Here is a 24,721-nt window from a genome sequence, read left to right on the forward strand (position 1 = left end):
AGATATTGATCAATCAACCGTCCGAGGTAAGCGCAACGTCACCCGCAGGCCGCCTTCGCGCAGGTTTTGCAGGCTGACTTCACCGCCATGGCTGTGGGCGATGTTGCGGGCGATACCCAATCCCAGCCCATAGCCTTGCTGTTGCTTGTTGGCTAAACGGAAGTGCGGTTCGAATACTTGTTCAAGGCGTTGCTCCGGTACACCGGGGCCTTCGTCGTCGACGTGCAGGACAAACGCATTGATGTCGTCGGTCACGTGCAGGTGCGCCCTTTGTCCGTACTTGAGGGCGTTGTCGATCAGGTTACCCATGCAACGCTTGAGCGCCAGCGGTTTGCCCAAGAACAGTGCACCCGCTTGACCCTGCTGGGTCACGCGGCCATTACCGGCCGGCGAGACGTAGGGTTCGACCAAGCAATCCAACACATGATTGAGGTCCACCGGTTCGATGTTTTCGTGAATATCGGTGTCTTTCACGCATTGCAGGGCACCTTTGACCAGCAGTTCCAGCTCATCAAGGTCTCGGCTGAACTTAGCCTGAACACTTTCGTCTTCCAGCAGTTCAACCCGTAACCGCAGTCGAGTAATAGGCGTTCGCAAGTCATGGGAAATGGCGCTGAACAATTGGCTACGTTCGGACAGGTAACGGCTGATGCGTTCGCGCATGGCGTTGAATGCCCGGCTGACTTCAACCACTTCACTGCCGCCGCCCTCGATCACCGGCTCGACCACCGTCCCCAATGACATCTCCCGCGCAGCCCGTGCCAACCGTTTGAGTGGCCGACTCTGCCAATGCACCAACAGGCCAATAAACAGCAGCAGAAAACTACTGGTCAATCCAATGAACCACACCTGCTGCGTCGGCAGATTCTGTTCTTCAAGCGTGGTATAGGGTTCGGGCAACAACGACGCGATGTACAACCATTCGCCGGGTGACAACTCGATTTGCGTGACCAGCACCGGCGGATTGATCGGCTCCAGGCTCAACGCGTAATGCGCCCACGAACGGGGCAATTCATCGAGTTTAAGCCCGCCATTGAAAATCCTTAGATCTTCAGGTCGTACAAAGGTCACCGAAATCGTCGGTTCGCTGCCCAAATGTTGCCGCAGCACTTCTTCGACGGCGGTCAACACCGCGTCCTTACGCGGCGTGGGACCAAGGACTTCCATTTCCAGGGGTTTATCGTTGAGGGAGACGACAAATCGGGTGCCGCCCATGCTACGCAGTTGATCAAGCACCAGCGGGCGATAGGCAACCGGCAGCGAACGAAAGTAACTGACGCTGGCGGCCATGGAGTGGGCGAGGCTACGCGCACTGGTGATCAGGCCTTCCATTTGCGTTGCGCGCAACTGCGAGACCCAAATGACACTGGACAGCCCTTGCGCCAACAACACCACCAGCAACGTCAGCAGCAACATGCGACCGAGCAGCGAGCGTGGCATCGGAAAACGCCAGCGCTTGGTGTCAGTAGCCATTGCTGGCCTGGAAGGTCACGTTCGCCGCCAACAAATACCCGCTGCCGCGCACGGTACGGATCAGACGCGGCGCTTTGCCGGTATCGCGCAAGCGCTGACGCAGACGACTCACCGCCATGTCGACGATACGCTCCAGCGGCATCAACTCGCGGCCACGGGTGGCATTGCCGATGGTGTCGCGATCAAGAATTTGTTGCGGGTTATCCAGGAACAATTTGAGCAGCGCAAAATCTGCCCCGGAGAGGATGACTTCTTCACCGTCACGGTGAAACAGTCGATGGCTGACCATGTCCAACCGCCAGTCATCGAACACCAACACGTCGCCGCTGACCCGTTCATGACCAAACTGCGCGCGGCGCAATAACGCCTTGATGCGCGCCTGCAATTCACGCGGGCTGAACGGTTTACCCAGATAGTCATCGGCGCCCAATTCCAGACCGATCACCCGGTCGGCTTCGTCGGAACTGGCGGTAAGCATAATGATGGGGACTTGGGCATAGCGCGGATGTTGCCGCACCCAACGGCACAGGCTGAAGCCGTCTTCGTCGGGCAGCATCACATCGAGGATGACCAGATCGCTGGGCTCATCGTTGAGCGCCTGGCGAAAACTGGCACCATCGCCAACGGTGCGCACAACAAAGCCACAACGACTCAAATAGGTTTGCAGCAATTCACAAATTTCCTGGTCGTCGTCGACCAGCAAAATTGATTTACTGACTGAACTCACGAGGGCGTCCTTGTTATCAATGAAACCTGTTTCTTATAGTTGAGGCCGGGTGAGTTAAACCTGACCAAATGCTTGCTGCAATGCTACTCCAGCACCCATAAGCCCTGGATACTCAGCTGTTACCAGCCACACCGGTACGCCGTTGAAGTAATCCTTCATCAAACCCTTTTCAGCGAACGATCGGGCAAAACCACTGGCCATGAAAAAATCAGAGAAGCGCGGTATGACACCACCGCAGATGTAGACACCGCCGCGCCCCCCAACGGTCAATACATTATTGCCCGCCACGCGACCCAACCAGCAACAGAACTGTTCCAGCACCGCAGCCGCTATCGGATCGCCTGCCACGGCCGCCGAGGTAATAGCCGCCGGTGACTTGAGCGTGGGTTCGAGGTTATCCAGCGAGCAGCTTGTTTTATAAAGCAATAATAGACCCGCACCGCTGAGTATGGTTTCAGCACTGACGTGTTCGTGTTCGGTCATCAACCGCGCCCAGATCTGCGCTTCCCGAGGGGTACCCAGCGGAAGATCGACGTGCCCTCCTTCACCTGGCAATGCCAACCAGTGGTTATCCGCCAGACCGATCAACGTGCCGACGCCTAATCCGGTTCCGGGGCCGATCACTACCCGGGGACGCCCCTCTTCCGGTATGCCGTGGCACACCGTCAGGTACTCGTCGTCTTTCAAGCGCGTCATGCCCAGCGCCATCGCGGTGAAGTCGTTAACCATCAGCAGGTTATCGACCTTGAGATGAGCGCAGAATTCCGAACGGCTGATGCGCCAGTGGCTGTTGGTGAAATGAAATTCGTCGCCGCCCACCGGTCCGGCAACGGCCAGGCAAACGGAGCCGACTTCACCCGGATGCAGGTCCAAGTCCTCGAGGTAAACCTCAAGGGCCTTTTCCGGGCTGGCGTAATCGATGGTCGGGAACACCCGGACCGAATGCAACGTATCGTCTTCCCAGATGGCAAAACGCGCATTAGTGCCGCCGATATCACCCACCAAAGCCAATTTCACTTAAGCGTCTCCAGACTTGAGGTAAAGGCGCTTGCCCCTTGCTCTGCCGAGCTAAAGGCCATGCGCATGAAGCCAAACAGTTCGCGTCCACACCCGACACCGTTGTCGAGCAGACCGATTGCAGGTTCTCGGGCGGCCAGTTCTGCCGGATCCACCAGAACGTGCAATGTACCCTTAACGCCGTCGAGACGGATAATGTCTCCGTCACGAATCAGCGCCAGCGGTCCACCGTCGAACGCTTCAGGGCAGACGTGGATCGCTGCCGGGATCTTACCGGACGCGCCGGACATACGCCCGTCAGTGACCAATGCCACTTTGAAACCTCGGTCCTGCAGCACACCAAGGAACGGCGTCATTTTGTGCAGTTCTGGCATGCCGTTGGAGCGCGGCCCCTGGAACCGCATAACCGCAATGAAATCACGTTCCAACTGGCCGGCCTTGAATGCGTCCGCCAAGTCTTGCTGATCCTGAAACACCAGCGCTGGCGCTTCGACGATTTGATGTTCAGCGGCGACCGCAGACACTTTCATCACCCCCCGGCCGAGGTTACCTTCCATCACGCGCAAGCCGCCCTCGGCCGAGAAAGGCCGAGCGACTGGACGCAAAATGTCTTGATCGAGGCTTTCGATCGGACCGTCGCGCCATACCAGCGTGCCATTTTCGAGGAACGGCTCCTGGGTGTAACGGCTCAGGCCGAACCCGGCGACGGTGTTGACGTTTTCGTGCAACAAACCGGCTTCCAGCAATTCACGGATCAGGAACGACATTCCACCGGCCGCCTGGAAGTGGTTGATATCCGCTTTACCGTTTGGATAAACGTGGGTCAGGGTCGGCACCACGTCTGACAAATCGGCCATGTCTTGCCAGGTCAAAATGATCCCGGCGGCCATGGCGATGGCGGGCATGTGCAGCGTGTGATTGGTCGAGCCGCCCGTCGCGTGCAGCGCCACAATCGAGTTCACCAGCGAGCGCTCGTCGACAATTTCGCCCAGCGGCATGAACTGCCCGCTTTGCTTGGTCAACCGAGTGACTTGGTGCGCCGCTTCGCGGGTCAGTGCATCGCGTAACGGGGTGTAGGGATTGACGAAGGATGCGCCCGGCAAATGCAGGCCCATGACTTCCATCAGCAATTGGTTGGTATTGGCGGTGCCGTAAAAGGTGCAGGTGCCAGGGCTGTGGTACGACTTCATCTCCGTTTCCAACAGCTCTTCGCGGGTAGCTTTACCCTCTGCATAGCGCTGGCGAACGTCGGCTTTTTCCTTGTTGGATATGCCCGACGGCATCGGACCGCCCGGTACGAACAAGGTGGGCAGATGACCAAAGCGCAAAGCGCCCATCAACAAGCCCGGCACGATTTTGTCGCAAATTCCGAGGCACAGTGTGGCATCGAACATGTTGTGCGACAACGCGATGGCTGTCGACATGGCGATCACTTCACGGCTGGCAATGCCCAGCTCCATGCCCGGTTCGCCCTGGGTAACGCCATCGCACATGGCGGGAACCCCGCCGGCGAACTGACCCACCGAGCCGATTTCGCGCAGGGCTTGTTTGATCTGCTCCGGGTAATGCTGGTACGGCTGGTGCGCCGAAAGCATGTCGTTGTAAGACGAAACGATGGCCACGTTGGCGGCGTTCATCATTTTCAGGCTTTGTTTGTCTTCGGTGCCGCAACCGGCCACGCCGTGGGCGAAGTTGGCACATTGCAGTTTGCCGCGCATTGGGCCATCGCTGGCTGCGCCATGGATCATGTGCAGATAGCGCTCACGTGTCGCACGACTACGGGCAATTAGCCGCTCAGTTACCTCAAGAACGCGGGGATGCATGTGATGAACTCCAGGCTAGCGGATAGGTGACCCGTTCAGATGATTCCAATTTTCGGTCGTCAGGCCTAGGCTGAGCAAAGGCACGATTTCGAACAACTGTACTGGGCTTACGGGTTACTCGTTGTAGATAAAACAAAATATTGCCATTAAAAAGGCTTGTTTTCTATTTTTATGCGAATAATCTTGTAATTCCAACAACAAATTTCAGAGAGGACGGCTGTATGACGCTTCGTATCGCAATCAATGGCTTTGGCCGCATTGGCCGCAATGTCCTACGCGCACTCTATACCCAAGGCTACCGGCAAGACTTGCAGGTCGTCGCCATCAACGATTTGGGCGACAGCGCGATCAACGCGCATCTGCTGCAATTCGACACCGTACACGGTCATTTCGGCGGCACCGTCGAGTTCGACGACGAAAGCCTGACCGTCAATGGTGACCGAATTGCGGTCAGTTCCATCCGCAACCCGGCCGATTTGCCGTGGAAAGCTCAGAACATCGATGTTGTATTTGAATGCACTGGTTTGTTCACCGACCGCAACAAAGCCGCCGCGCATATCACCGCCGGCGCTCGTAAAGTGATTATCTCCGCACCGGCCAAAGGCGCCGATGCCACCGTGGTTTACGGCGTTAACCACGACGTGCTGCGTCAATCGCATCAGATTATTTCCAATGCGTCGTGCACCACTAACTGCCTGGCGCCAGTGGCCCAAGTGCTCCACCGCGAGCTGGGCATTGAAAACGGTTTGATGACCACGATTCATGCGTACACCAACGATCAAAACCTGACTGATGTTTATCACACCGACCCGTACCGTGCGCGCTCTGCCACGCACAACATGATCCCGAGTAAAACTGGCGCGGCTGAAGCCGTGGGCTTGGTGCTTCCGGAACTGGCGGGCAAATTGACGGGCATGTCGGTGCGGGTACCGGTGATCAACGTCTCGTTGGTGGACCTGACCGTGCAGCTTAAGCGGGAAACCACTGCCGACGAAGTCAACGAGATCTTCAAGGAAGCCAGCCGCCACTCGAAAGTGCTCGGCTACAACACGCTGCCGTTGGTCTCCAGCGATTTCAACCACAACCCGCTGTCGTCGATCTTCGATGCCAATCACACCAAGGTCAGTGGCAAACTGCTGAAGGTATTGGCCTGGTATGACAACGAATGGGGGTTCTCAAACCGTATGCTGGACAACTGCCTGGCGCTGCACAACGCCGAGTAACCTGGCTGCCTAGTCGCGCAATAAATCACCAATAACGGCTTGACCAATATCGCAGATGATAAAAAATTATCATCTGCTGGTTTGTTGGTCAGGTACCCCGTGACTCAGTGGCGCGTCAACGACATCTTCCTTCCCCTCGCACGACGTACCGCAAACGTTGCAAAGCTCAGTGGGCAACCTCTCTAGCGCTAAGGACGCGCTGCATTAAATTTACCTGCGCGTCGTTCAGGCGCTGGATGATCGCCCAGTCGCCGCACAGCAGGTTGAAATCGCTTGAATCAGGCATGCCCGGCCAGCCCTGTTAAACTGCTTGGGTTGTTAAATGGACAGACGCCCCATGACCCTTTCGACCAAACCTCACACAGCAATGGGCTCAAAAACCGCCCGCGTGCTGTTCGGTATTCTTGCGTACGTCAGCTTGACGATCGGCTTGATCGCCATTGTCGTGCCCGGTTTGCCCACCACAGAATTCATCCTGCTGGCCGCCTGGGCGGCCACAAAAAGCTCACCCCGGTTAAGCGCTTGGCTGGAAAACCATCGGCTTTTTGGACCGATGCTGAGCAACTGGCGCAACGGCCGCCTGATTGCCCGCCGCGCCAAAATCAGCGCCACCGTCAGCATGTTGGTCTGCGCCGTGGCGATGCTGACCCTGCTCGAACACCGTTGGCCGCTGTTCCTCGCCCTCGGCGGCATGAGCCTTGGCAACCTCTGGATCTGGTCAAGGCCCGAACCGGTTCCTCTGTAGGAGCCAACGTGTTGGCGAAGGTCCTTCGGACCTTATCGCAGCCTTCGGCAGCTAAAGAATCTGTGAATCGCCCACCTCTGTGGGACCGAATTTATTCGGGAAGGCTTCAGTCCTGACACCCTGCAACCTCAAACCACACAAAGTGCCACACAGTTTGCTGCGCGACAGCGCGGCGTCGAAGACGTGGCGGATTCTCCTACAGACCTAGCCAGCGACAAATTGTCACGGCAATAGCGTAACTCCTTGATCTGCGTCATCTGCCGGTACAGCGATTGAACTACCGTTGTGAATTCCTTCTCCTGGATGGGGCTGTGCGATGTCTGATTCTCCTGGCAAACTTCGACTCGGCGCGCTAGTCGCCTTGGTAGTAGGATCGATGATCGGCGGGGGAATATTCTCGCTGCCGCAAAACATGGCGGCCAGCGCCGATGTCGGGGCCATTTTGATCGGTTGGGCCATCACCGCCGTGGGCATGTTGACCCTCGCGTTCGTATTTCAGACCTTGGCCAACCGCAAGCCGACCCTTGACGGCGGGGTCTACGCTTACGCCAAAGCCGGCTTCGGCGACTACATGGGTTTCTCCTCGGCCTGGGGCTACTGGATCAGCGCCTGGCTGGGCAACGTCGGTTACTTCGTACTGCTATTTAGCACCCTCGGTTATTTCTTCCCGATTTTCGGTCAAGGCAACACACCGGCCGCGATAGTCGGTGCGTCGATTTTGCTGTGGGCGGTGCATTTCCTTGTCCTGCGTGGGATCAAGGAAGCCGCGTTCATCAACCTGGTCACCACCGTCGCCAAGGTTGTGCCTCTGTTGCTGTTCGTGCTGATCGCGGTCTTCGCGTTCAAGCTGGACATTTTCACCGCTGACATTTGGGGCATCAAGAACCCGGACCTGGGCAGCGTGATGAACCAGGTGCGCAACATGATGCTGGTCACCGTTTGGGTGTTTATCGGCATTGAAGGCGCGAGCATCTTCTCCGCCCGTGCCGAAAAGCGCTCGGACGTGGGCAAGGCCACCATCATTGGTTTCATCACCGTGCTGCTGTTTCTAGTGTTCGTGAACGTGCTGTCGCTGGGCATCATGACTCAGCCAGAATTGGCCAAACTGCAGAACCCGTCGATGGCTGCCGTGCTGGAGCACGTGGTTGGGCACTGGGGCGCCGTGTTGATCAGCGTAGGTTTGATCATCTCCCTGCTCGGGGCCCTGCTGTCGTGGGTGTTGCTGTGTGCGGAAATCATGTTCGCCGCGGCCAAAGACCACACCATGCCGGCCTTCCTCAAGCGTGAAAACGCCAACCACGTACCGGCCAATGCGCTGTGGCTGACCAATGCCATGGTTCAGGTGTTCCTGATCATCACCTTGTTCTCTGCCAGCACGTACCTGTCACTGATCTACCTCGCAACTTCAATGATATTGATCCCTTACTTGTGGTCCGCGGCCTATGCCGTGCTGCTGGCGGTGCGTGGCGAGACCTACGAAAAAGCCATGGCCGAACGCAAGAAAGACCTGTTCATCGCTGCCGTTGCGCTGATCTACGCGGTCTGGCTGATCTATGCCGGCGGCGTGAAATACCTGCTGCTCTCGGCCCTGCTCTATGCCCCCGGCGTTATTTTGTTTGCCAAAGCCAAACGCGAAGTCGGCCAACCGGTTTTTACCAACCTGGAGAAAGTGATTTTTGCCGTCGTCGTGGTCGGGGCGCTGGTAGCTGCCTATGGTCTCTACGCCGGTTTCCTGACCCTGTAACACCCCTACTCATGTCATTGGAGGAGTACAGAAATGTCCGCTGAACCCGTCAAACTTGGCGTCCACTCTGAAGTAGGAAAGCTAAAAAAGGTCTTGGTTTGTTCACCCGGCCTCGCCCATCAACGCCTGACCCCCAATAACTGCGATGAACTGCTGTTCGATGACGTGCTGTGGGTCAATCAGGCCAAGCGTGACCATTTTGATTTCGTCACCAAAATGCGTGAACGCGGCGTCGATGTGCTGGAAATGCACAACCTGCTGAGCGATATCGTGGCAACTCCCGAAGCCCTCGACTGGATTCTGGAGCGCAAGATCAGTGCGAATTCCGTTGGCATCGGTTTAATCAACGAGACCAACGCCTGGCTGCGCAGCCTGGAGCCGCGCAAGATCGCCGAATACCTGATTGGCGGCGTGTCCGCTGATGACCTGCCCAGCGACTTCGGCGGCAAGACCCTGGAGATATTTCGCGACTTTCTAGGCCATGCCAGCTTCATTCTGCCGCCGCTGCCAAACACCATCTTCACCCGTGACACCACCTGCTGGATCTACGGCGGCGTCACGTTGAACCCTATGCATTGGCCTGCGCGCCGACAGGAAACCCTGCTCGCCAGCGCTATCTACAAATTTCACGCCGAGTTCGTCAATGCTGACTTCCGTATCTGGTACGGCGACCCGGACGAAGACCACGGCAGCGCCAGCCTTGAAGGCGGCGACGTGATGCCCATCGGCAACGGTGTGGTGTTGATCGGCATGGGCGAGCGCTCCTCGCATCAGGCCATCGGCCAACTGGCGCGCAACCTGTTCAAGTACAACGCGGTAGAACGCGTAATCGTCGCCGGGCTGCCAAAATCCCGCGCCGCGATGCACCTGGACACCGTGTTCAGTTTCTGCGACCGCGACCTGGTCACGATTTTCCCGGACGTGGTCAATCAAATCGTCGCTTTCACCCTGCGCCCTGACGAAAGCAAACCGGGCGGCATCGACATCCGTCGCGAAGACACCCACTTTCTCGACACCGTGGCCGCAGCGCTTAACCTCAAAACCCTGCGCGTGGTGGAAACCGGCGGCAACAGCTTCGCCGCCGAGCGCGAGCAGTGGGACGACGGCAACAACGTTGTCGCCTTGGAGCCGGGCGTGGTCATCGGGTACGACCGCAATACCTACACCAACACCCTGCTGCGCAAGGCTGGTGTCGAAGTCATCACCATCAGTGCCAGCGAATTGGGCCGAGGTCGCGGCGGCGGCCATTGCATGACCTGCCCAATCGCTCGTGATTCCGTTAGTTACTGATTTTTGCCCACTACAAGGGAGAGTTGAACATGGCTTTTAATATGCGTAACCGCAGCCTGCTGAGTTTGATGCACCACACCACCCGTGAGCTGCACTACTTGCTCGACCTGTCCCGCGACCTCAAGCGCGCGAAGTACACCGGCACCGAACAGCAGCATCTAAAAGGCAAAAACATTGCGCTGATCTTCGAAAAAACCTCAACCCGCACCCGTTGCGCATTTGAAGTAGCCGCTCACGATCAAGGAGCACACGTCACCTACATCGACCCGGTGTCGTCGCAAATTGGCCACAAAGAAAGCATGAAAGACACCGCCCGCGTTCTTGGCCGGATGTTCGACGCCATTGAATACCGTGGCTTTGAGCAGGAGATCGTCGAAGAGCTGGCCAAGTTTGCCGGCGTGCCAATTTTCAATGGCTTGACCGCTGAGTTTCACCCGACGCAAATGATCGCCGACACCATGACCATGCGCGAACACAGCGACAAACCGCTGCACGACATCAGCTACGCCTACCTGGGCGATGCGCGCTACAACATGGGCAATTCGCTGTTGATGATCGGCGCCAAGCTGGGCATGGACGTGCGTATCGGCGCACCCAAAGCGCTGTGGCCGCATGAAGATTTCATCGCCCAATGCAAAGTCTTCGCCGAAGAAAGCGGCGCACGCATCACCATTACCGAAGACCCGAAAGAAGCGGTCAAAGGCGTCGATTTCATTCACACCGATATTTGGGTGTCCATGGGCGAGCCGGTGGAAGCCTGGGACGAGCGCATCGAGCAATTGCTGCCGTACCAGGTCAACAGCGCGATGATGAAAGCGGCGGGCAACCCTCGGGTAAAATTCATGCATTGCCTGCCTGCGTTCCATAACAGCGAAACCAAAGTCGGCAAAGACATTGCCAGCCGTTATCCGAACCTGGCCAACGGCGTTGAAGTGACCGAAGACGTCTTCGAATCCCCGGCCAATATCGCCTTCGAGCAAGCGGAAAACCGCATGCACACGATCAAGGCGATCTTGGTGGCGGCATTGGCTGGCTGATTCAAGATCATCGGCGCATGAAAAATCGGATCCTCAGGCAAGCCTGCTCCCACAGTGTCGGGAACCACCGATAGGGGTGTGCCAAACACCGAGTCGGGAAACATCGCAATCTGTGGGAGCAGGCTTGCCTGCGAAGAATTCGACGGGCATTCATATTAGAAAGGAAAAACCATCATGCGTATCGTCGTTGCTCTGGGCGGTAACGCCCTGCTCCGCCGTGGCGAGCCAATGACGGCTGATAATCAGCGGATCAATATCCGCATCGCCGCCGAACAGATCGCCAAAATTTCCCCCAACAATGAACTGGTCGTCGCCCACGGCAATGGTCCGCAAGTCGGGCTGTTGTCCTTGCAGGCGGCAGCCTACACCTCGGTTTCGCCGTACCCGCTGGACGTACTCGGGGCAGAAACCGAGGGCATGATCGGCTACATGATCGAACAGGAATTGGGCAATATGCTGCCCATTGAAAAACCCTTCGCTACCCTACTGACCCAAGTCGAAGTCGATGGCAACGACCCGGCGTTTCAGCACCCAAGCAAGCCCATCGGTCCGGTCTATTCAAAAGAAGAAGCCGAGCGTCTGGCTCAGGAAAAAGGCTGGAGCATTGCACCGGATGGCGACAAATACCGTCGAGTGGTGGCCAGCCCAAGGCCCAAGCGCATCTTCGAAATTCGCCCGATCAAATGGCTGCTGGAGAAAGGCAGCATCGTAATTTGCGCCGGCGGTGGCGGCATTCCGACAATGTATGGCGAAGACGGCAAGCTCAAAGGCGTGGAAGCCGTGATCGATAAAGACCTGTGCTCGGCCTTGCTGGCGGAGCAACTGGACTGCGATTTGCTAGTGATTGCCACTGACGTTGATTCAGCGTTTATCGACTGGGGTAAGCCGACGCAAAAGGCCATCGCCCAGGCTCATCCCGACGACATGGAAAAACTGGGCTTTGCCGCAGGCTCGATGGGGCCTAAAGTGCAGGCTGCCTGCGAATTCGCGCGCAACACCGGAAAAGAGGCCGTGATCGGTTCGCTGGCGGACATCGAAGACATCGTCAACGGTTATGCCGGAACCCGGATCAGCACCGCCAGCCAAGGCATTCACTATCGGTGAACCTGGGAAGCGACCATGTGGTCTATTCCTACACTTTTGTACCGTAAAGGAGCAACGCACATGTACGAGCCAGGTCATTTGTATATCACTCGCGCTGCGCTGCAACCCAATGACTTCGGGTATGACATCCATATCCACTACGAAGTGCATCAAGACCCAAAAGACGGCGCTTACATGCATTTCTCCATGGTCGGCGATGTCAACGGCGACGCGTTCGAAGATACGTTTGATCTGCCGCGTGACAGCGCTTTTAACTTCGCCAGCGTGGCTAACAAAATTGCAATCAAACACGGCCTGCCACACACCGCGACCCTGCCGCTAGCGATGCACAAGCAATACGACGAGATGTTCGAAGACGTCCGGGCAAAGCTCGCCATTAAATCGGGCGAGCCGGTGAATCCTGAGCATTTGAAGTAATGTTCAAATCCTTTCGCCAACACGTCGACTCTGTAGGAGTCAACGTGTTAGCGAAGCGTCCGCCACGCCACCACTCTGTTTACTGGCATAATTGCCGCCCTCGCCGCCCGGAACATTCAGCCGCCCCATGCGTATCCACGTCTGCTTCATCGACCGCGTTGGCATTACCCAGGAAGTGCTGGCAATTCTCGGCGGGCGCAATCTGAATCTGGACGCGGTGGAGATGGTTCCGCCGAACGTGTATATCGACGCCCCCACCCTCAGCCCACAAGTGCTGGAAGAATTGAAAGACCGACTGTTTCGCGTGCGCGGGGTCGAAGCGATCACTGTGGTCGATATCCTTCCCGGCCAACGTCGGCACCTGCAACTCGATGCCCTGCTCGCCGCCATGACCGACCCGGTGTTGGCGCTGGACAGCAACGGCCGGGTACTGCTCGCCAACCCGGCATTGATCGCGCTGTGTGGCCGGGAGCCTGCGGGTGAATCAGTCGCTGAGCTGTTCGCCGATCCCGGTCTGCACACGGCCTTGCTGGAAAACGGTTTTCGCCTGCCATTGCGCGAAGTCACGCTTAATGGCGAGGCATTGCTGCTGGACGCTACGCCCATCACTGACGCCGGTGCGCTGCTGACGCTGTACTTGCCGAGCCGCATCGGTGAACGCCTGGCCGCGCTGCACCACGATCACTCCGAGGGTTTCGATTCGTTGTTGGGTGAATCGCTACCTATACGCACCTTGAAAACCCGAGCGTTGCGCGTCGCGGTGCTGGATGCGCCGCTGCTGATCCAAGGCGAGACCGGCACCGGCAAAGAGTTGGTGGCCCGTGCCTGTCACGCCATCAGCGCCCGCCATGCGGCCCCGTTTCTGGCGCTCAACTGCGCTGCGCTGCCGGAAAACCTCGCCGAGAGCGAACTCTTCGGTTATGCCCCCGGCGCCTTCACGGGCGCCCAACGCGGCGGCAAACCGGGGCTAATGGAAATGGCTAACCACGGCACGGTGTTTCTCGATGAAATCGGCGAAATGTCGCCGTACCTGCAAGCCAAGCTGCTGCGGTTTTTGAACGACGGCAGCTTCCGGCGCGTCGGTGGCGACCGGGAAGTGAAGGTCAACGTACGGATCCTCAGCGCCACCCACCGCGACTTGGAAAAGATGGTCAGCGAAGGCACCTTTCGCGAGGACCTGTTTTATCGACTGAACGTCCTTAACCTCGAAGTGCCGCCGCTGCGTGAACGCGGCCAGGACATTTTGCTGCTGGCCCGCTATTTCATGGAACAGGCCTGTGCGCAGATTCAACGACCGGTCTGCCGCCTGACACCAGGCACTTATCCTGCACTGCTGAGCAATCGCTGGCCGGGCAACGTGCGCCAGTTGCAAAACGTGATTTTCCGCGCGGCAGCCATTTGCGAAAGTTCCCTGGTGGACATCGGTGACCTAGACATTGCCGGCACCTCGGTCGCACGCCAGGCCGACGGAGAAGTCGCCAGCCTGGAACAAGCCGTCGAAGACTTCGAAAAAACCTTGCTGGAAAAACTCTACGTCAGCTACCCCTCGACCCGCCAACTCGCCAGCCGCCTGCAAACTTCCCACACCGCCATCGCCCACAGGCTGCGCAAGTATGGGATTTCGGGGAAGGGCTAACCCGATATTTGAGCATCACCCAATCCCGGTGGCGGCGTTTTGGTGACACACGTTTGTTACGGTCCACTGCTTGTGGTGCTGGCAATTTTTGACATCGTCGCGGCGATTATCGTTTGGACAGTTGCTCGGGAAATCACTTCGGGCGCAGGGCCTCAAACCCACAACGTGGCGGGTTCCGATCAAGGTTCGGCTTTACCTTCGGCTTAAGTATTTTGCTCGAACTAATGCGTTGTTGGTTCGAGCATTTAACTTACAACAGCTTTGACGCACCTCACTCAAGCCAACAGCCCGGCTTCACCCAAGGCCTGATCGGGGGTTGGTGTTGATACTCAGATGATCTTCGGCCTGCACCTCGATGGCGGTCCAGAACATCACCCAGGTACAGGCAACGCATTCTGGCCGAGCGACAGCGACAACTCGGCGCAGGACGACTTGGCGCGTGGCGACGCAAACGTCAAACCGCGCATGTCAACATTGCAACTCCACAAGCACTGGAATTAACTTCAGCACTTTTTATGGGGATCGAGCCTATTTCTTCTACATCACTCTAGTAACGTATGAAGTTTCTGGTGCAACTCGCCGGCGCTCAACTTCAACTCATCAATGAAGGCCGAAGCGACTGACGTCTGCGGCCGATGTAGCGATGTGATGAGGTTGACGGAAAACGGTATAGAAATCGCGAACCGTCGTAAGCACACAGCCTGATCTGTAAAACTCAAGGCCGTTAGCGGATTGATGATACCTACCCCGACGTTTTGCTGGACGAAAAAGCAGACGGCCGCTGCGCTGTGGGTTTCTATGACGGTGCGACATTTGACACGCGCGTCAGCAAGTATCCTGTCGAAGATGATCCGGTAAGGGTCCTGACCCGCGAGGCTGACCATGTTGACGCCGGACAGATCCAAAGGCGTAATCACCTTTTTGCTGCACAGCGGATGACTCGATGGCAGCACGCACACTTCATCGCCTGTAAATATGTTTTCACATCGAGTGCCTGGCGGCGTTTCGCTGTTTTCAGTCAACCCCAAATCATACTGTTGGGCGGTCATCCACTCCTCGAGCAGCGGGGACTCCTGCGGGGTGATGTTGATATTCACTTCAGGGAACGTATTGATGAATCGACCACACACATAGGGCAACAGGCTCTGCGAAAAAGCAGGCAAGCATGCGATCGTGAGACTGGTCCGGGAATTCTTGATCGATTGCGCCGCATTGTGGATGCGTTCGAGCCCGTAATAGGAGGTTTTCACTTCCTCGAACAAGCTCAGCCCCTGAGCGGTTGGCTGCAACCGCGCCTGTGTTCGTTCAAACAGTTTGAGCCCGAGGACATGTTCAAATCGAGCGATTTCACGGCTGACGGTTGGTTGTGAGGTTTTCAACAACACCGCGGCCTTGGTCACGCTGCCGGTGGTCATTATCGCCCAGAATATTTCGACTTGCCTGAAACTGAATCTCACTCTTTTCCCCAAGGCAGATACGGCCAGAATCCATTGAGAAGCGGCAGCGAGCATAGCATGCCGAGCCGTTTAAGCCTTGCTCAAGGTATATCAAAAATGAAAGATCTCTAAAAACAAATGATATTTTGAATGTAGAGATCACATAATTACACTGGCTCGACAAACAAACCTCCACCACTCTGCTGCCTTCAGATGTGCGATGGGGGTGCCTTTTATTCAACGGCGCCGTTAGGTCATCGATAGTCTGCAAGGGCGAGCAGGAGGCGGATCAAGCTTGCCAATGGATTAACTGGAATCGCCCCAATGTGAGGGGGTATTGCAAACTTTTCACAAGCAGTTCGAGAGCGCTTACCGGTTGTTCTCGGTAGGGATCTGGGAATGCAGCGTGGGCAGTTTTACGGTGAGCTTCACCGAGCATGAATTCGCTAGTCTGCTGGAGGGGCGGATCATGATCGAGGACGAGCAGGGCACTCAGGTTTTATTTTTACCCGGCATGCAACTGGTCTTTACCGCCGGTTACAGGGGCGAATGGAATGTGCTCGAACCGTCCCGAAAAGCTTATGTCTGCTACGAGCTAAACCCTCCGGCTCTTTGAACGGGTGCCTCACTTTGAACAACATCAACGATTCACTGATCAACCAACTGGCGCACGAATTCGGCACGCCGTTCTGGCTGTATGACGCCGATTCCATTCGTCGCCGGACCGCGCAATTGCGAGCATTCGACGTGATTCGCTATGCGCAGAAAGCCAGCCCGAACATTCAGATACTCAAATTAATGAAAAGTCTGGGCGCCATGGTCGACGCAGTGTCACTGGGCGAAATTGAACGAGCCCACAGAGCCGGATTTCGCAACGATGAGGGTCACGCCCAAATCGTTTACACCTGTGATGTCCTGGACGAAGCGACGCTGGAACGGGTGATCGAACTGAACATTCCGGTCAACGCCGGCTCACCGCAAATGCTGGAGCAACTGGGCAAGGCGAGTCCCGGGCATAAAGTCTGGTTGCGGATAAACCCAGGATTCGGTCACGGCCATAGCCGCAAAACCAATACTGGGGGCCAACACAGCAAGCACGGCAACTGGCATGAAAACCTGGATGTGTGCTACCAACTGATCGAAACCTACGGTCTGGAGTTGGTAGGGCTGCACATGCACATCGGCTCCGGCGTCGATTACGAGCATCTGCAACGTGTCTGCGCGAGTATGGTCGAGCACGTGCTGCGTTGCCCGTTCGATATTTCGGCGATCTCGGCGGGGGGCGGATTGCCGATCGCCTATCGCGACGATGATCCGCAGATCGACATCGGCGAGTACTTCCGGATCTGGGATCTGGCGCGTTGCCAAATTGAAGAGCATCTTGGGCATTCGGTGACGCTGGAGATCGAACCGGGGCGCCTTCTGGTCGCTGAATCCGGGTGCCTGGTGGCTCAGGTCAGGGCTAAAAAGGATGTTGGGATTAATCATTTTGTGCTCGTGAACTCCGGTTTCAACGATTTGATACGGCCGGCCATGTATGGCAGTTTTCACCAAATCACCGCTATTCAAAAAGTCCCTGTGTCTGATCGGGGGTTGTGGCGCAACACCGTGGTGGCTGGTTCGTTGTGCGAGGCTGGCGATGTGTTCACTCAGCAGAGCAACGGCGAAATCGATTACCAATTGCTGCCGGATCTGCAGGTGGATGATTTGCTGGTTTTCCATGATTGCGGCGCCTACGGTGCGAGCATGTCATCCAATTACAACACCCGACCGTTAATCCCGGAGTTATTGCTGGATGGCGACTCGGTCAGGGTTATTCGTCGTCGTCAGACTTTCGACGAGTTACTTTCGCTAGAAACAATTTAAATCAATAAGTACGGATGAAGGGTGCAGACATTCGTTTCCGGTGATGGAGCATTTGTTCAGAACAACATTCGAAGCGACATCTCGGCCGGGGATGTTATTTATATCAAGCCTTTCAGCGAACATTACATTGAGGCTCATCCTGAGTCGCAAGTTGAGTTTATGAGTATCGGGTGGGAAGACGCAGAATCACAATCCGAGTCCCGGACCACTCGCCAGATCCGATCCCGCAGGCGCAGATCACACTGATTGATCTGGAAAAAGCCACGCGTTTCGCCCGAGCGGAAGTTGATCGCAACGGATTGGGTGATCGAATTTTATGCCAACCAGGGGATATTTTCCTCTCGTTTACCACTGGCTGAGGCTGACTTACTTGCCTGCGAAAAGACCCAGTCCCATAAAAGCCAAGGCAATGCTGGCACATTGCATCAAACAGGTTGTCCTCGCGGTATGCCTGGAAACCGCGTCGCTCTCCCTTCGCGAACAAGTTCGCTACCACTGAATCTGCATTTATTTGCAAGATTGGGCATGGCTTCGTTCCTGTACTGAAACCAGTACAACGGAACGATTTCGCTACACATGGCTGTACACCACCGTATGCAAGGCTCTGATCCCGTAAATATTTTAGACGGGGCAGTCACTGTAGCGATTTCGCTACAAAGCTAAATACAGGGCCCTACGCAGAACCCCCTAAATCATTGATTTAAAACGTATATCCAACATTGGCCGCAAACTTGCTATGAACTCGCCATTACGCTCGTGCCAGTCACGAGCTTTTGCGCCTTTGAGGAGTTTTTATGAGCGAGTTGCGATTCACGGTTGATCACGAATGGTTACGTGCCGAAGCAGATGGCAGCGTCACTGTCGGCATTACCCCCTACGCGCAAGAATCGCTGGGCGACGTGGTGTACGTGCAACTCCCGGAACTGCAGGCTTACACTCAACACGCTGAGGTCTCGGTGGTGGAGTCGGTCAAAGCCGCCAGCAGCATCAATATGCCGCTCAATGGCGAAGTGGTGGAAGTAAACACCGTCCTCGATGCGACCCCTGAGCTGGTTAACCAAGACGCGTCGGGCGCGGGCTGGTTCTTTCGCTTTATCCCGCAAGACGCTGACGCCATTAATGCCTTGCTCGATCAGGGCGCCTACGACCGCCTGATCAAAGCCAACGCCGACGCCTGAGGAATAGCCATGACTGATCGTATCGAGTTGAGCACCGCCAACGAATTTGTCGCGCGCCACATCGGCCCGCGTCCGGCTGACGAAAAAGCCATGCTCACCACCCTGGGCTTCGACTCCTTGGAAGCGTTGAGCGCCGCCGTCATCCCAGAAAGCATTAAAGGCACCAGCGTCCTCGACATGGGCCCAGGTCAAAGCGAAGCAGATGCACTGGCTTCGATCAAAGTCATCGCCGGCAAAAACCAGCTGTTCAAGACCTACATCGGTCAAGGCTATTACAACACCCACACCCCGGCGCCGATCCTGCGCAACCTGCTGGAAAATCCGGCCTGGTACACCGCTTACACGCCGTATCAACCAGAGATTTCCCAAGGCCGTCTGGAGTCGTTGCTTAATTATCAGACCCTGATCAGCGACCTGACCGGGCTGCCGATATCCAATGCCTCGTTGCTCGATGAAGCCACCGCCGCCGCCGAAGCCATGACCTTCTGCAAACGCTTGAGCAAGAACAAGAGCAGCCACCTGTTCTTCGCCTCCAGCCATTGCCACCCACAGACCCTGGACGTGCTGCGCACCCGTGCCGAACCCCTGGGCATTACGGTAGTGGTCGCCGATGAAAGCGAACTGACCGAGGTCGGTGAATACTTCGGCGCGCTGCTGCAATACCCCGCCAGCAATGGCGACGTGTTTGACTACCGCGAACTTGTAGAACGCTTCCACGCTTCCCACGCACTGGTTGCGGTCGCAGCTGACCTGTTGGCCCTGACGTTGCTGACCCCGCCGGGTGAGTTTGGCGCAGACGTGGCCATCGGTAGCGCACAACGTTTCGGCGTCCCGCTGGGCTTCGGTGGCCCGCACGCGGCTTACTTCTCTACCCGCGACGCCTTCAAACGCGACATGCCTGGCCGTTTGGTCGGTGTGTCCGTTGATCGCCACGGCAAGTCTGCGTTGCGTCTGGCCATGCAAACCCGCGAACAACATATTCGCCGTGAGAAGGCCACCAGCAACATCTGCACCGCTCAGGTATTGCTGGCCAATATCGCCAGCATGTACGCCGTGTACCACGGTCCTCGTGGCTTGACGCAAATCGCCAAGCGCACGCATCAGTTGACCGCAATTTTCGCCCAAGGCTTGAGCCAATTAGGCTTGAACGTTGAGCAAGCGTTCTTTTTCGACAGCCTGACCCTGGTCACTGGCGCCGATACCGCGACCCTGCACGCCAAAGCCCGCGCACAACAAATCAACCTGCGTGAAATCGACGCCCAGCGCCTTGGCCTGTCGTTCGATGAAACCATCCAACAGGCTGACATTGAAGAGTTGTGGCTGGTATTTGCTGCCGATGGACAACGCCTGCCGGACTTCAATGCACTGGCCGCCAGTGTCGAATCGAAGCTGCCTGCCGCGCTGTTGCGCCAGTCGCCGATCCTCAGCCACCCGGTGTTCAACCGTTATCACTCCGAAACCGAGTTGATGCGCTACCTGCGCAAACTGGCCGACAAGGACCTTGCGCTGGACCGCACCATGATCCCGCTGGGCTCGTGCACCATGAAGCTCAACGCCGCCAGCGAAATGATTCCGATCACCTGGGCCGAGTTCGGCAATCTGCACCCGTTCGCTCCTGCCGAGCAAAGCCTGGGTTATCAGCAATTGACCGACGAACTGGAAGCGATGCTCTGCGCCGCCACCGGTTATGACGCGATTTCGCTGCAACCGAACGCCGGTTCTCAAGGTGAATACGCTGGCCTGCTGGCCATTCGTGCTTACCACCAGAGCCGTGGCGACGAGCGCCGCGACATCTGCCTGATCCCATCTTCTGCCCACGGCACCAACCCGGCGACCGCCAACATGGCCGGTATGCGAGTCGTCGTAACCGCCTGCGATGCACGCGGTAACGTCGACATCGAAGACCTCCGCGCTAAAGCCACCGAGCACCGCGAACACCTCGCCGCGCTAATGATCACTTACCCGTCGACCCATGGCGTGTTCGAAGAAGGCATTCGCGAAATCTGCGGCATCGTTCACGATAACGGCGGTCAGGTCTACATCGACGGCGCCAACATGAACGCGATGGTTGGCCTCTGCGCACCAGGAAAATTCGGGGGCGACGTGTCGCACCTGAACCTGCACAAAACTTTCTGCATTCCCCACGGCGGTGGCGGTCCAGGCGTTGGCCCGATTGGCGTGAAATCGCACCTTGCCCCGTTTCTTCCGGGCCACGCCACGATGGAGCGCAAGGTGGGCGCGGTCTGCGCGGCACCGTTCGGCAGCGCAAGCATTTTGCCGATTACCTGGATGTACATCCGCATGATGGGTGGGGCTGGCCTCAAGCGTGCTTCGCAGTTGGCGATTCTCAATGCCAACTACATATCGCGACGCCTGGAAGAGCATTACCCCGTGCTGTACACCGGCAGCAATGGTCTGGTGGCACACGAATGCATCCTCGATCTGCGTCCCTTGAAAGACAGCAGCGGCATCAGCGTTGATGACGTCGCCAAGCGCCTGATCGACTTCGGCTTCCACGCACCCACCATGTCGTTCCCGGTGGCCGGTACCTTGATGATTGAGCCGACCGAAAGCGAATCCAAGGAAGAACTGGACCGTTTCTGCGACGCCATGATCTGCATCCGCGAAGAGATTCGCGCAGTGGAAAGCGGCGCGCTGGACAAGGAAGACAACCCGCTGAAAAACGCACCGCACACCGCGGCCGAAATCGTTGGCGAGTGGACTCACCCCTATAGCCGTGAACAAGCGGTGTACCCGGTGGCTTCGTTGATCGACGGCAAATACTGGCCGCCAGTGGGTCGCGTCGACAACGTGTTTGGTGATCGCAACTTGATCTGCGCGTGCCCATCGATTGAGAGCTATCAAGAGGCTTGATCTAGACGGGGCGTACTGTTGCGGTGTGTCTGGCACACCGCCTTCGCGAATGAATTCGCTCCCACAGGTTCTGCATCGGCCCCTGTGGGAGCGAATTTATTCGCGAATGGCTTAACGCGGTACGTCTGGATAACCGCATTTAAAACAACAAAAAATACCGGAGTGCACCATGTCACTGAGCGTGTTTGACCTGTTCAAGATCGGCATCGGACCCTCCAGCTCGCACACTGTTGGCCCAATGCGCGCCGCTGCTCGGTTTGCCGAAGGTCTGCGTCGCGACAACGTGTTAACCAGCACGGCCAGCATCAAGGTCGAGCTGTATGGTTCGCTGGGCGCGACCGGCAAGGGCCATGGCAGTGATAAAGCGGTGTTGCTGGGCCTGGAAGGCGAGCACCCGGACACGGTCAATACCGAAACCGTCGCCGAGCGACTGCAACAGATCCGTGGCAGTGAACGCTTGAATCTGCTGGGTGAACACAGTATTGCGTTCAATGAAAAACTACACCTGGCGATGATCCGCAAGCCCTTGGCGTTCCATCCCAACGGCATGATTTTCCGTGCCTTCGATGCCGCTGGATTGCAGATCCGTAGTCGCGAATATTATTCAGTCGGCGGCGGTTTTGTCGTCGATGAAGACGCCGCCGGCGCAGACCGCATTGTCGAAGACAGCACGCCGCTGACCTTCCCCTTCAAAAGCGCCAAAGCGTTGCTCAGCCATTGCACCACCCATGGGTTGTCCATTAGCGAAGTAATGCTACTCAATGAATCCGCTTGGCGCCCGGAAGCAGAAACCCGCAGCGGTCTGCTGAAGATTTGGCAAGTCATGCAGGACTGCGTCACCGCAGGCTGCCGTAACGAAGGCATTTTACCGGGCGGCTTGAAGGTCAAGCGCCGCGCTGCCGCCCTGCACCGCCAGCTGTGCCAGCACCCTGAAGCCGCGCTACGCGATGCGCTGTCAGTGTTGGACTGGGTGAACCTGTACGCGTTGGCGGTCAACGAAGAAAACGCCAATGGCGGCCGCGTCGTCACTGCGCCCACCAACGGCGCGGCAGGGATTATTCCAGCGGTGCTGCATTACTACATGCGTTTTATTACTGGGGCCAACGAAGACGGCGTCGTGCGTTTTCTGCTTACGGCGGCCGCCATCGGTATTCTCTACAAGGAGAACGCATCGATCTCTGGGGCTGAAGTGGGGTGTCAAGGCGAAGTCGGCGTAGCCTGTTCCATGGCGGCTGGCGCGTTGTGCGAAGTCTTGGGCGGTAACGTTCAACAAGTGGAAAACGCTGCCGAAATCGGCATGGAACATAACCTCGGCCTGACCTGCGACCCGATTGGCGGACTGGTGCAAGTGCCGTGCATCGAGCGCAACGCCATGGGTTCGGTCAAGGCCATCAATGCCGTGCGCATGGCGCTGCGTGGCGACGGTCAGCACTTTGTGTCCCTCGACAAAGTGATCCGCACCATGCGCCAGACCGGCGCTGACATGAAGAGCAAATACAAGGAAACAGCCCGAGGCGGGCTGGCCGTGAACATTATCGAGTGCTGACATTTCAGCCTCATGCCATCCACTGGAATTGTCGCTATTTAGACGAGTCTGGAAAATCTTAGGAGTCATCAATGTCCACCGAACACTTGTTAACCACACCGCTTCACGCCCTGCACCGCGAACTCGGCGCAAAAATGGTCCCGTTCGCCGGTTATGACATGCCGGTGCAATACCCCGCGGGTGTGCTTAAAGAACATTTGCACACCCGCGCCCAGGCCGGTTTGTTTGACGTGTCGCACATGGGCCAGATTCGCTTGACCGGCGCCAACGCCGCCAAAGCCCTGGAAACGCTGGTGCCGGTCGACATTATCGACCTGCCAGTGGGCATGCAACGCTACGCCATGTTCACCAACGAAAACGGCGGCATCCTGGACGACCTGATGGTCGCCAATATCGGTAACGACCAGTTGATTCTGGTGGTCAACGCCGCCTGCAAAGACGATGACCTAGCGCATATCCAGAAACATTTGGCAGGTCAGTGCGACATCGAGCCGTTGTTCGAAGCGCGCGCCCTCCTCGCCCTGCAAGGCCCGGCCGCTGTAACAGTGCTTGCACGTCTGGCGCCTGAAGTGGCGAAAATGACCTTCATGCAGTTCGCTAAAGTGACACTGCTGGGTGCTGATTGCTACGTCAGCCGCTCGGGTTACACCGGCGAAGACGGCTACGAAATCTCGGTTCCGGCGGACCACGCTGAAGCCTTGGCCCGACGCCTGCTGGACGAGCCTGAAGTTGCACCGATTGGCCTCGGCGCACGTGACTCGCTGCGCCTGGAAGCCGGTCTTTGCCTGTACGGCCACGACATGAACACCGAGACCACACCTATCGAAGCGAGCCTGTTGTGGGCCATCTCCAAGGTACGACGTGCCGACGGCGCGCGTGTCGGTGGCTTCCCTGGCGCACAACAGATCTTCGCTCAGCAGCAGGCTGGCGTCGCTCGCAAACGTGTCGGCCTCCTGCCACAAGAACGCACCCCCGTGCGCGAAGGCGCAGAGATCGTCGACGCTGATGACAAAATTATCGGCAGTGTCACCAGTGGCGGCTTCGGTCCAAGCCTTGGCGGTCCGTTGGTCATGGCGTACCTCGACAGCGCCCACGTCGCATTGGACAGCGAAGTCTGGGCTATCGTGCGCGGCAAAAAAATTCCAATGAAGGTCAGCAAAATGCCATTCGTGGCACAGCGTTACTTCCGCGGTTAATACAATGACACCTGCGCACTGAGCAAAAACAGTGCGCAGAACGGTCATCCCCTCGCAATACCGCCTCGTTGAACCGCGCGCTTAGTCCCTTCCCCGCCACGCTTATAGCCTCAACTTCCCGGCAAAATCTATCGATTGCACCGCATCGGTTAAATTTTTCAAACAGGCCGGAGAGCCCCGGAAACCGGTCCTGAACCGGGCTTGTTTTTCCGGACGAAGTTGGCGTAAAGTTTCTCAACTGTGTTTGCATGGGTCGCTTGAACCGTGACCTGGACAGTAGAGCCAAGCATTGCTACATCCCGTTCGACGATTCTTTCTTCCTGCAACCAGTCCCAGCTCTCTTTCAACGGAAAGGGACTGTCATTAATTTAAGTTTCAAGGAATAAAGA

20 protein-coding genes and 1 pseudogene are annotated in these 24,721 nt (G+C 57.1%); 16 read left to right on the forward strand and 5 right to left on the reverse strand.

Annotated elements, in window-relative coordinates; translation table 11 throughout:
- Positions 1-9: 9 nt before the first annotated feature.
- The 4 genes from RHM59_RS11215 to edd are packed head-to-tail and all read right to left on the reverse strand — an operon-like array spanning position 10 to position 5,040.
- A complete protein-coding gene (locus RHM59_RS11215; RefSeq protein ID WP_322286562.1) occupies positions 10-1,473 on the reverse strand; it encodes an ATP-binding protein in 1,464 nt (487 codons plus the stop codon).
- Positions 1,463-2,200 (reverse strand): response regulator transcription factor, encoded by a 738-nt coding sequence (locus RHM59_RS11220; protein ID WP_322167887.1) that lies wholly within the window; start codon positions 2,198-2,200, stop codon positions 1,463-1,465. The genes RHM59_RS11215 and RHM59_RS11220 overlap by 11 nt, the downstream gene beginning before the upstream one ends.
- A 54-nt stretch (positions 2,201-2,254) precedes the next feature.
- Positions 2,255-3,217, reverse strand: a complete 963-nt coding sequence (locus RHM59_RS11225; protein WP_322286563.1) for a glucokinase — start codon at positions 3,215-3,217, stop codon at positions 2,255-2,257.
- On the reverse strand, positions 3,214-5,040 hold the full coding sequence (edd, locus tag RHM59_RS11230) for a phosphogluconate dehydratase (RefSeq protein WP_322286564.1): 1,827 nt from the start codon (positions 5,038-5,040) through the stop codon (positions 3,214-3,216). Before edd ends, RHM59_RS11225 begins: the two co-directional genes overlap by 4 nt.
- A 221-nt stretch (positions 5,041-5,261) precedes the next feature.
- Between edd and gap the strand changes: the two genes are divergently transcribed.
- The 10 genes and pseudogenes from gap (at position 5,262) to RHM59_RS25520 (ending at position 14,737) form a co-directional block, all read left to right on the forward strand.
- Positions 5,262-6,263: a type I glyceraldehyde-3-phosphate dehydrogenase gene (gene gap, locus RHM59_RS11235; protein ID WP_322286565.1), complete on the forward strand. Its 1,002-nt coding sequence runs from the start codon at positions 5,262-5,264 to the stop codon at positions 6,261-6,263.
- 337 nt (positions 6,264-6,600) lie between these two features.
- Positions 6,601-7,008: a YbaN family protein gene (locus tag RHM59_RS11240; protein ID WP_322167883.1), complete on the forward strand. Its 408-nt coding sequence runs from the start codon at positions 6,601-6,603 to the stop codon at positions 7,006-7,008.
- A gap of 316 nt (positions 7,009-7,324) precedes the next feature.
- Positions 7,325-8,752, forward strand: a complete 1,428-nt coding sequence (gene arcD / locus RHM59_RS11245) for an arginine-ornithine antiporter (RefSeq protein ID WP_322286566.1) — start codon at positions 7,325-7,327, stop codon at positions 8,750-8,752.
- Positions 8,753-8,785: 33 nt separating this feature from the next.
- Positions 8,786-10,042: an arginine deiminase gene (gene arcA / locus RHM59_RS11250; protein ID WP_322167881.1), complete on the forward strand. Its 1,257-nt coding sequence runs from the start codon at positions 8,786-8,788 to the stop codon at positions 10,040-10,042.
- Between the two features lie 29 nt (positions 10,043-10,071).
- The gene (locus RHM59_RS11255; protein ID WP_322167880.1) at positions 10,072-11,079 is read left to right on the forward strand and encodes an ornithine carbamoyltransferase; all 1,008 of its coding nucleotides are present in this window, start codon (positions 10,072-10,074) and stop codon (positions 11,077-11,079) included.
- Between the two features lie 174 nt (positions 11,080-11,253).
- Positions 11,254-12,183, forward strand: a complete 930-nt coding sequence (arcC, locus tag RHM59_RS11260; protein ID WP_322286567.1) for a carbamate kinase — start codon at positions 11,254-11,256, stop codon at positions 12,181-12,183.
- A gap of 60 nt (positions 12,184-12,243) precedes the next feature.
- On the forward strand, positions 12,244-12,600 hold the full coding sequence (locus tag RHM59_RS11265) for a DUF5064 family protein (protein WP_322167878.1): 357 nt from the start codon (positions 12,244-12,246) through the stop codon (positions 12,598-12,600).
- A gap of 127 nt (positions 12,601-12,727) precedes the next feature.
- A complete protein-coding gene (locus RHM59_RS11270) occupies positions 12,728-14,236 on the forward strand; it encodes a sigma-54-dependent transcriptional regulator (RefSeq protein WP_322167877.1) in 1,509 nt (502 codons plus the stop codon).
- Between the two features lie 33 nt (positions 14,237-14,269).
- Positions 14,270-14,443, forward strand: a pseudogene (locus tag RHM59_RS11275) (MFS transporter); the annotation flags it as partial.
- A gap of 126 nt (positions 14,444-14,569) precedes the next feature.
- The gene (locus tag RHM59_RS25520; RefSeq protein WP_322184155.1) at positions 14,570-14,737 is read left to right on the forward strand and encodes a hypothetical protein; all 168 of its coding nucleotides are present in this window, start codon (positions 14,570-14,572) and stop codon (positions 14,735-14,737) included.
- A gap of 41 nt (positions 14,738-14,778) precedes the next feature.
- Here the strand turns inward: RHM59_RS25520 and RHM59_RS11280 are convergent, their stop codons facing one another.
- Positions 14,779-15,747 carry a LysR family transcriptional regulator gene (locus RHM59_RS11280; protein ID WP_322167876.1) on the reverse strand — a complete coding sequence of 323 codons (969 nt, stop codon included), beginning with the start codon at positions 15,745-15,747 and terminating at the stop codon, positions 14,779-14,781.
- Between the two features lie 262 nt (positions 15,748-16,009).
- On the opposite strand from RHM59_RS11280, the gene RHM59_RS11285 reads away from it, so the two are divergent.
- The 6 genes from RHM59_RS11285 (at position 16,010) to gcvT (ending at position 24,332) form a co-directional block, all read left to right on the forward strand.
- Positions 16,010-16,288: a cupin domain-containing protein gene (locus RHM59_RS11285; protein WP_322286568.1), complete on the forward strand. Its 279-nt coding sequence runs from the start codon at positions 16,010-16,012 to the stop codon at positions 16,286-16,288.
- A 14-nt stretch (positions 16,289-16,302) separates the two neighbouring features.
- A complete protein-coding gene (lysA, locus tag RHM59_RS11290; protein WP_322286569.1) occupies positions 16,303-17,538 on the forward strand; it encodes a diaminopimelate decarboxylase in 1,236 nt (411 codons plus the stop codon).
- Positions 17,539-18,332: 794 nt separating this feature from the next.
- Positions 18,333-18,716 (forward strand): glycine cleavage system protein GcvH, encoded by a 384-nt coding sequence (gcvH, locus tag RHM59_RS11295; RefSeq protein WP_322167867.1) that lies wholly within the window; start codon positions 18,333-18,335, stop codon positions 18,714-18,716.
- A gap of 9 nt (positions 18,717-18,725) precedes the next feature.
- Positions 18,726-21,590: an aminomethyl-transferring glycine dehydrogenase gene (gene gcvP, locus RHM59_RS11300; protein WP_322286570.1), complete on the forward strand. Its 2,865-nt coding sequence runs from the start codon at positions 18,726-18,728 to the stop codon at positions 21,588-21,590.
- 169 nt (positions 21,591-21,759) lie between these two features.
- Positions 21,760-23,136, forward strand: coding sequence for an L-serine ammonia-lyase (locus RHM59_RS11305; protein WP_322286571.1), 1,377 nt, complete (start codon positions 21,760-21,762; stop codon positions 23,134-23,136).
- 71 nt (positions 23,137-23,207) lie between these two features.
- Positions 23,208-24,332, forward strand: a complete 1,125-nt coding sequence (gene gcvT / locus RHM59_RS11310) for a glycine cleavage system aminomethyltransferase GcvT (RefSeq protein ID WP_322286572.1) — start codon at positions 23,208-23,210, stop codon at positions 24,330-24,332.
- The last annotated feature ends 389 nt before the right edge of the window (positions 24,333-24,721 follow it).

The sequence above is a fragment of the Pseudomonas sp. MH10 genome, from assembly GCF_034353045.1.
Taxonomy (GTDB): Bacteria; Pseudomonadota; Gammaproteobacteria; order Pseudomonadales; family Pseudomonadaceae; genus Aquipseudomonas.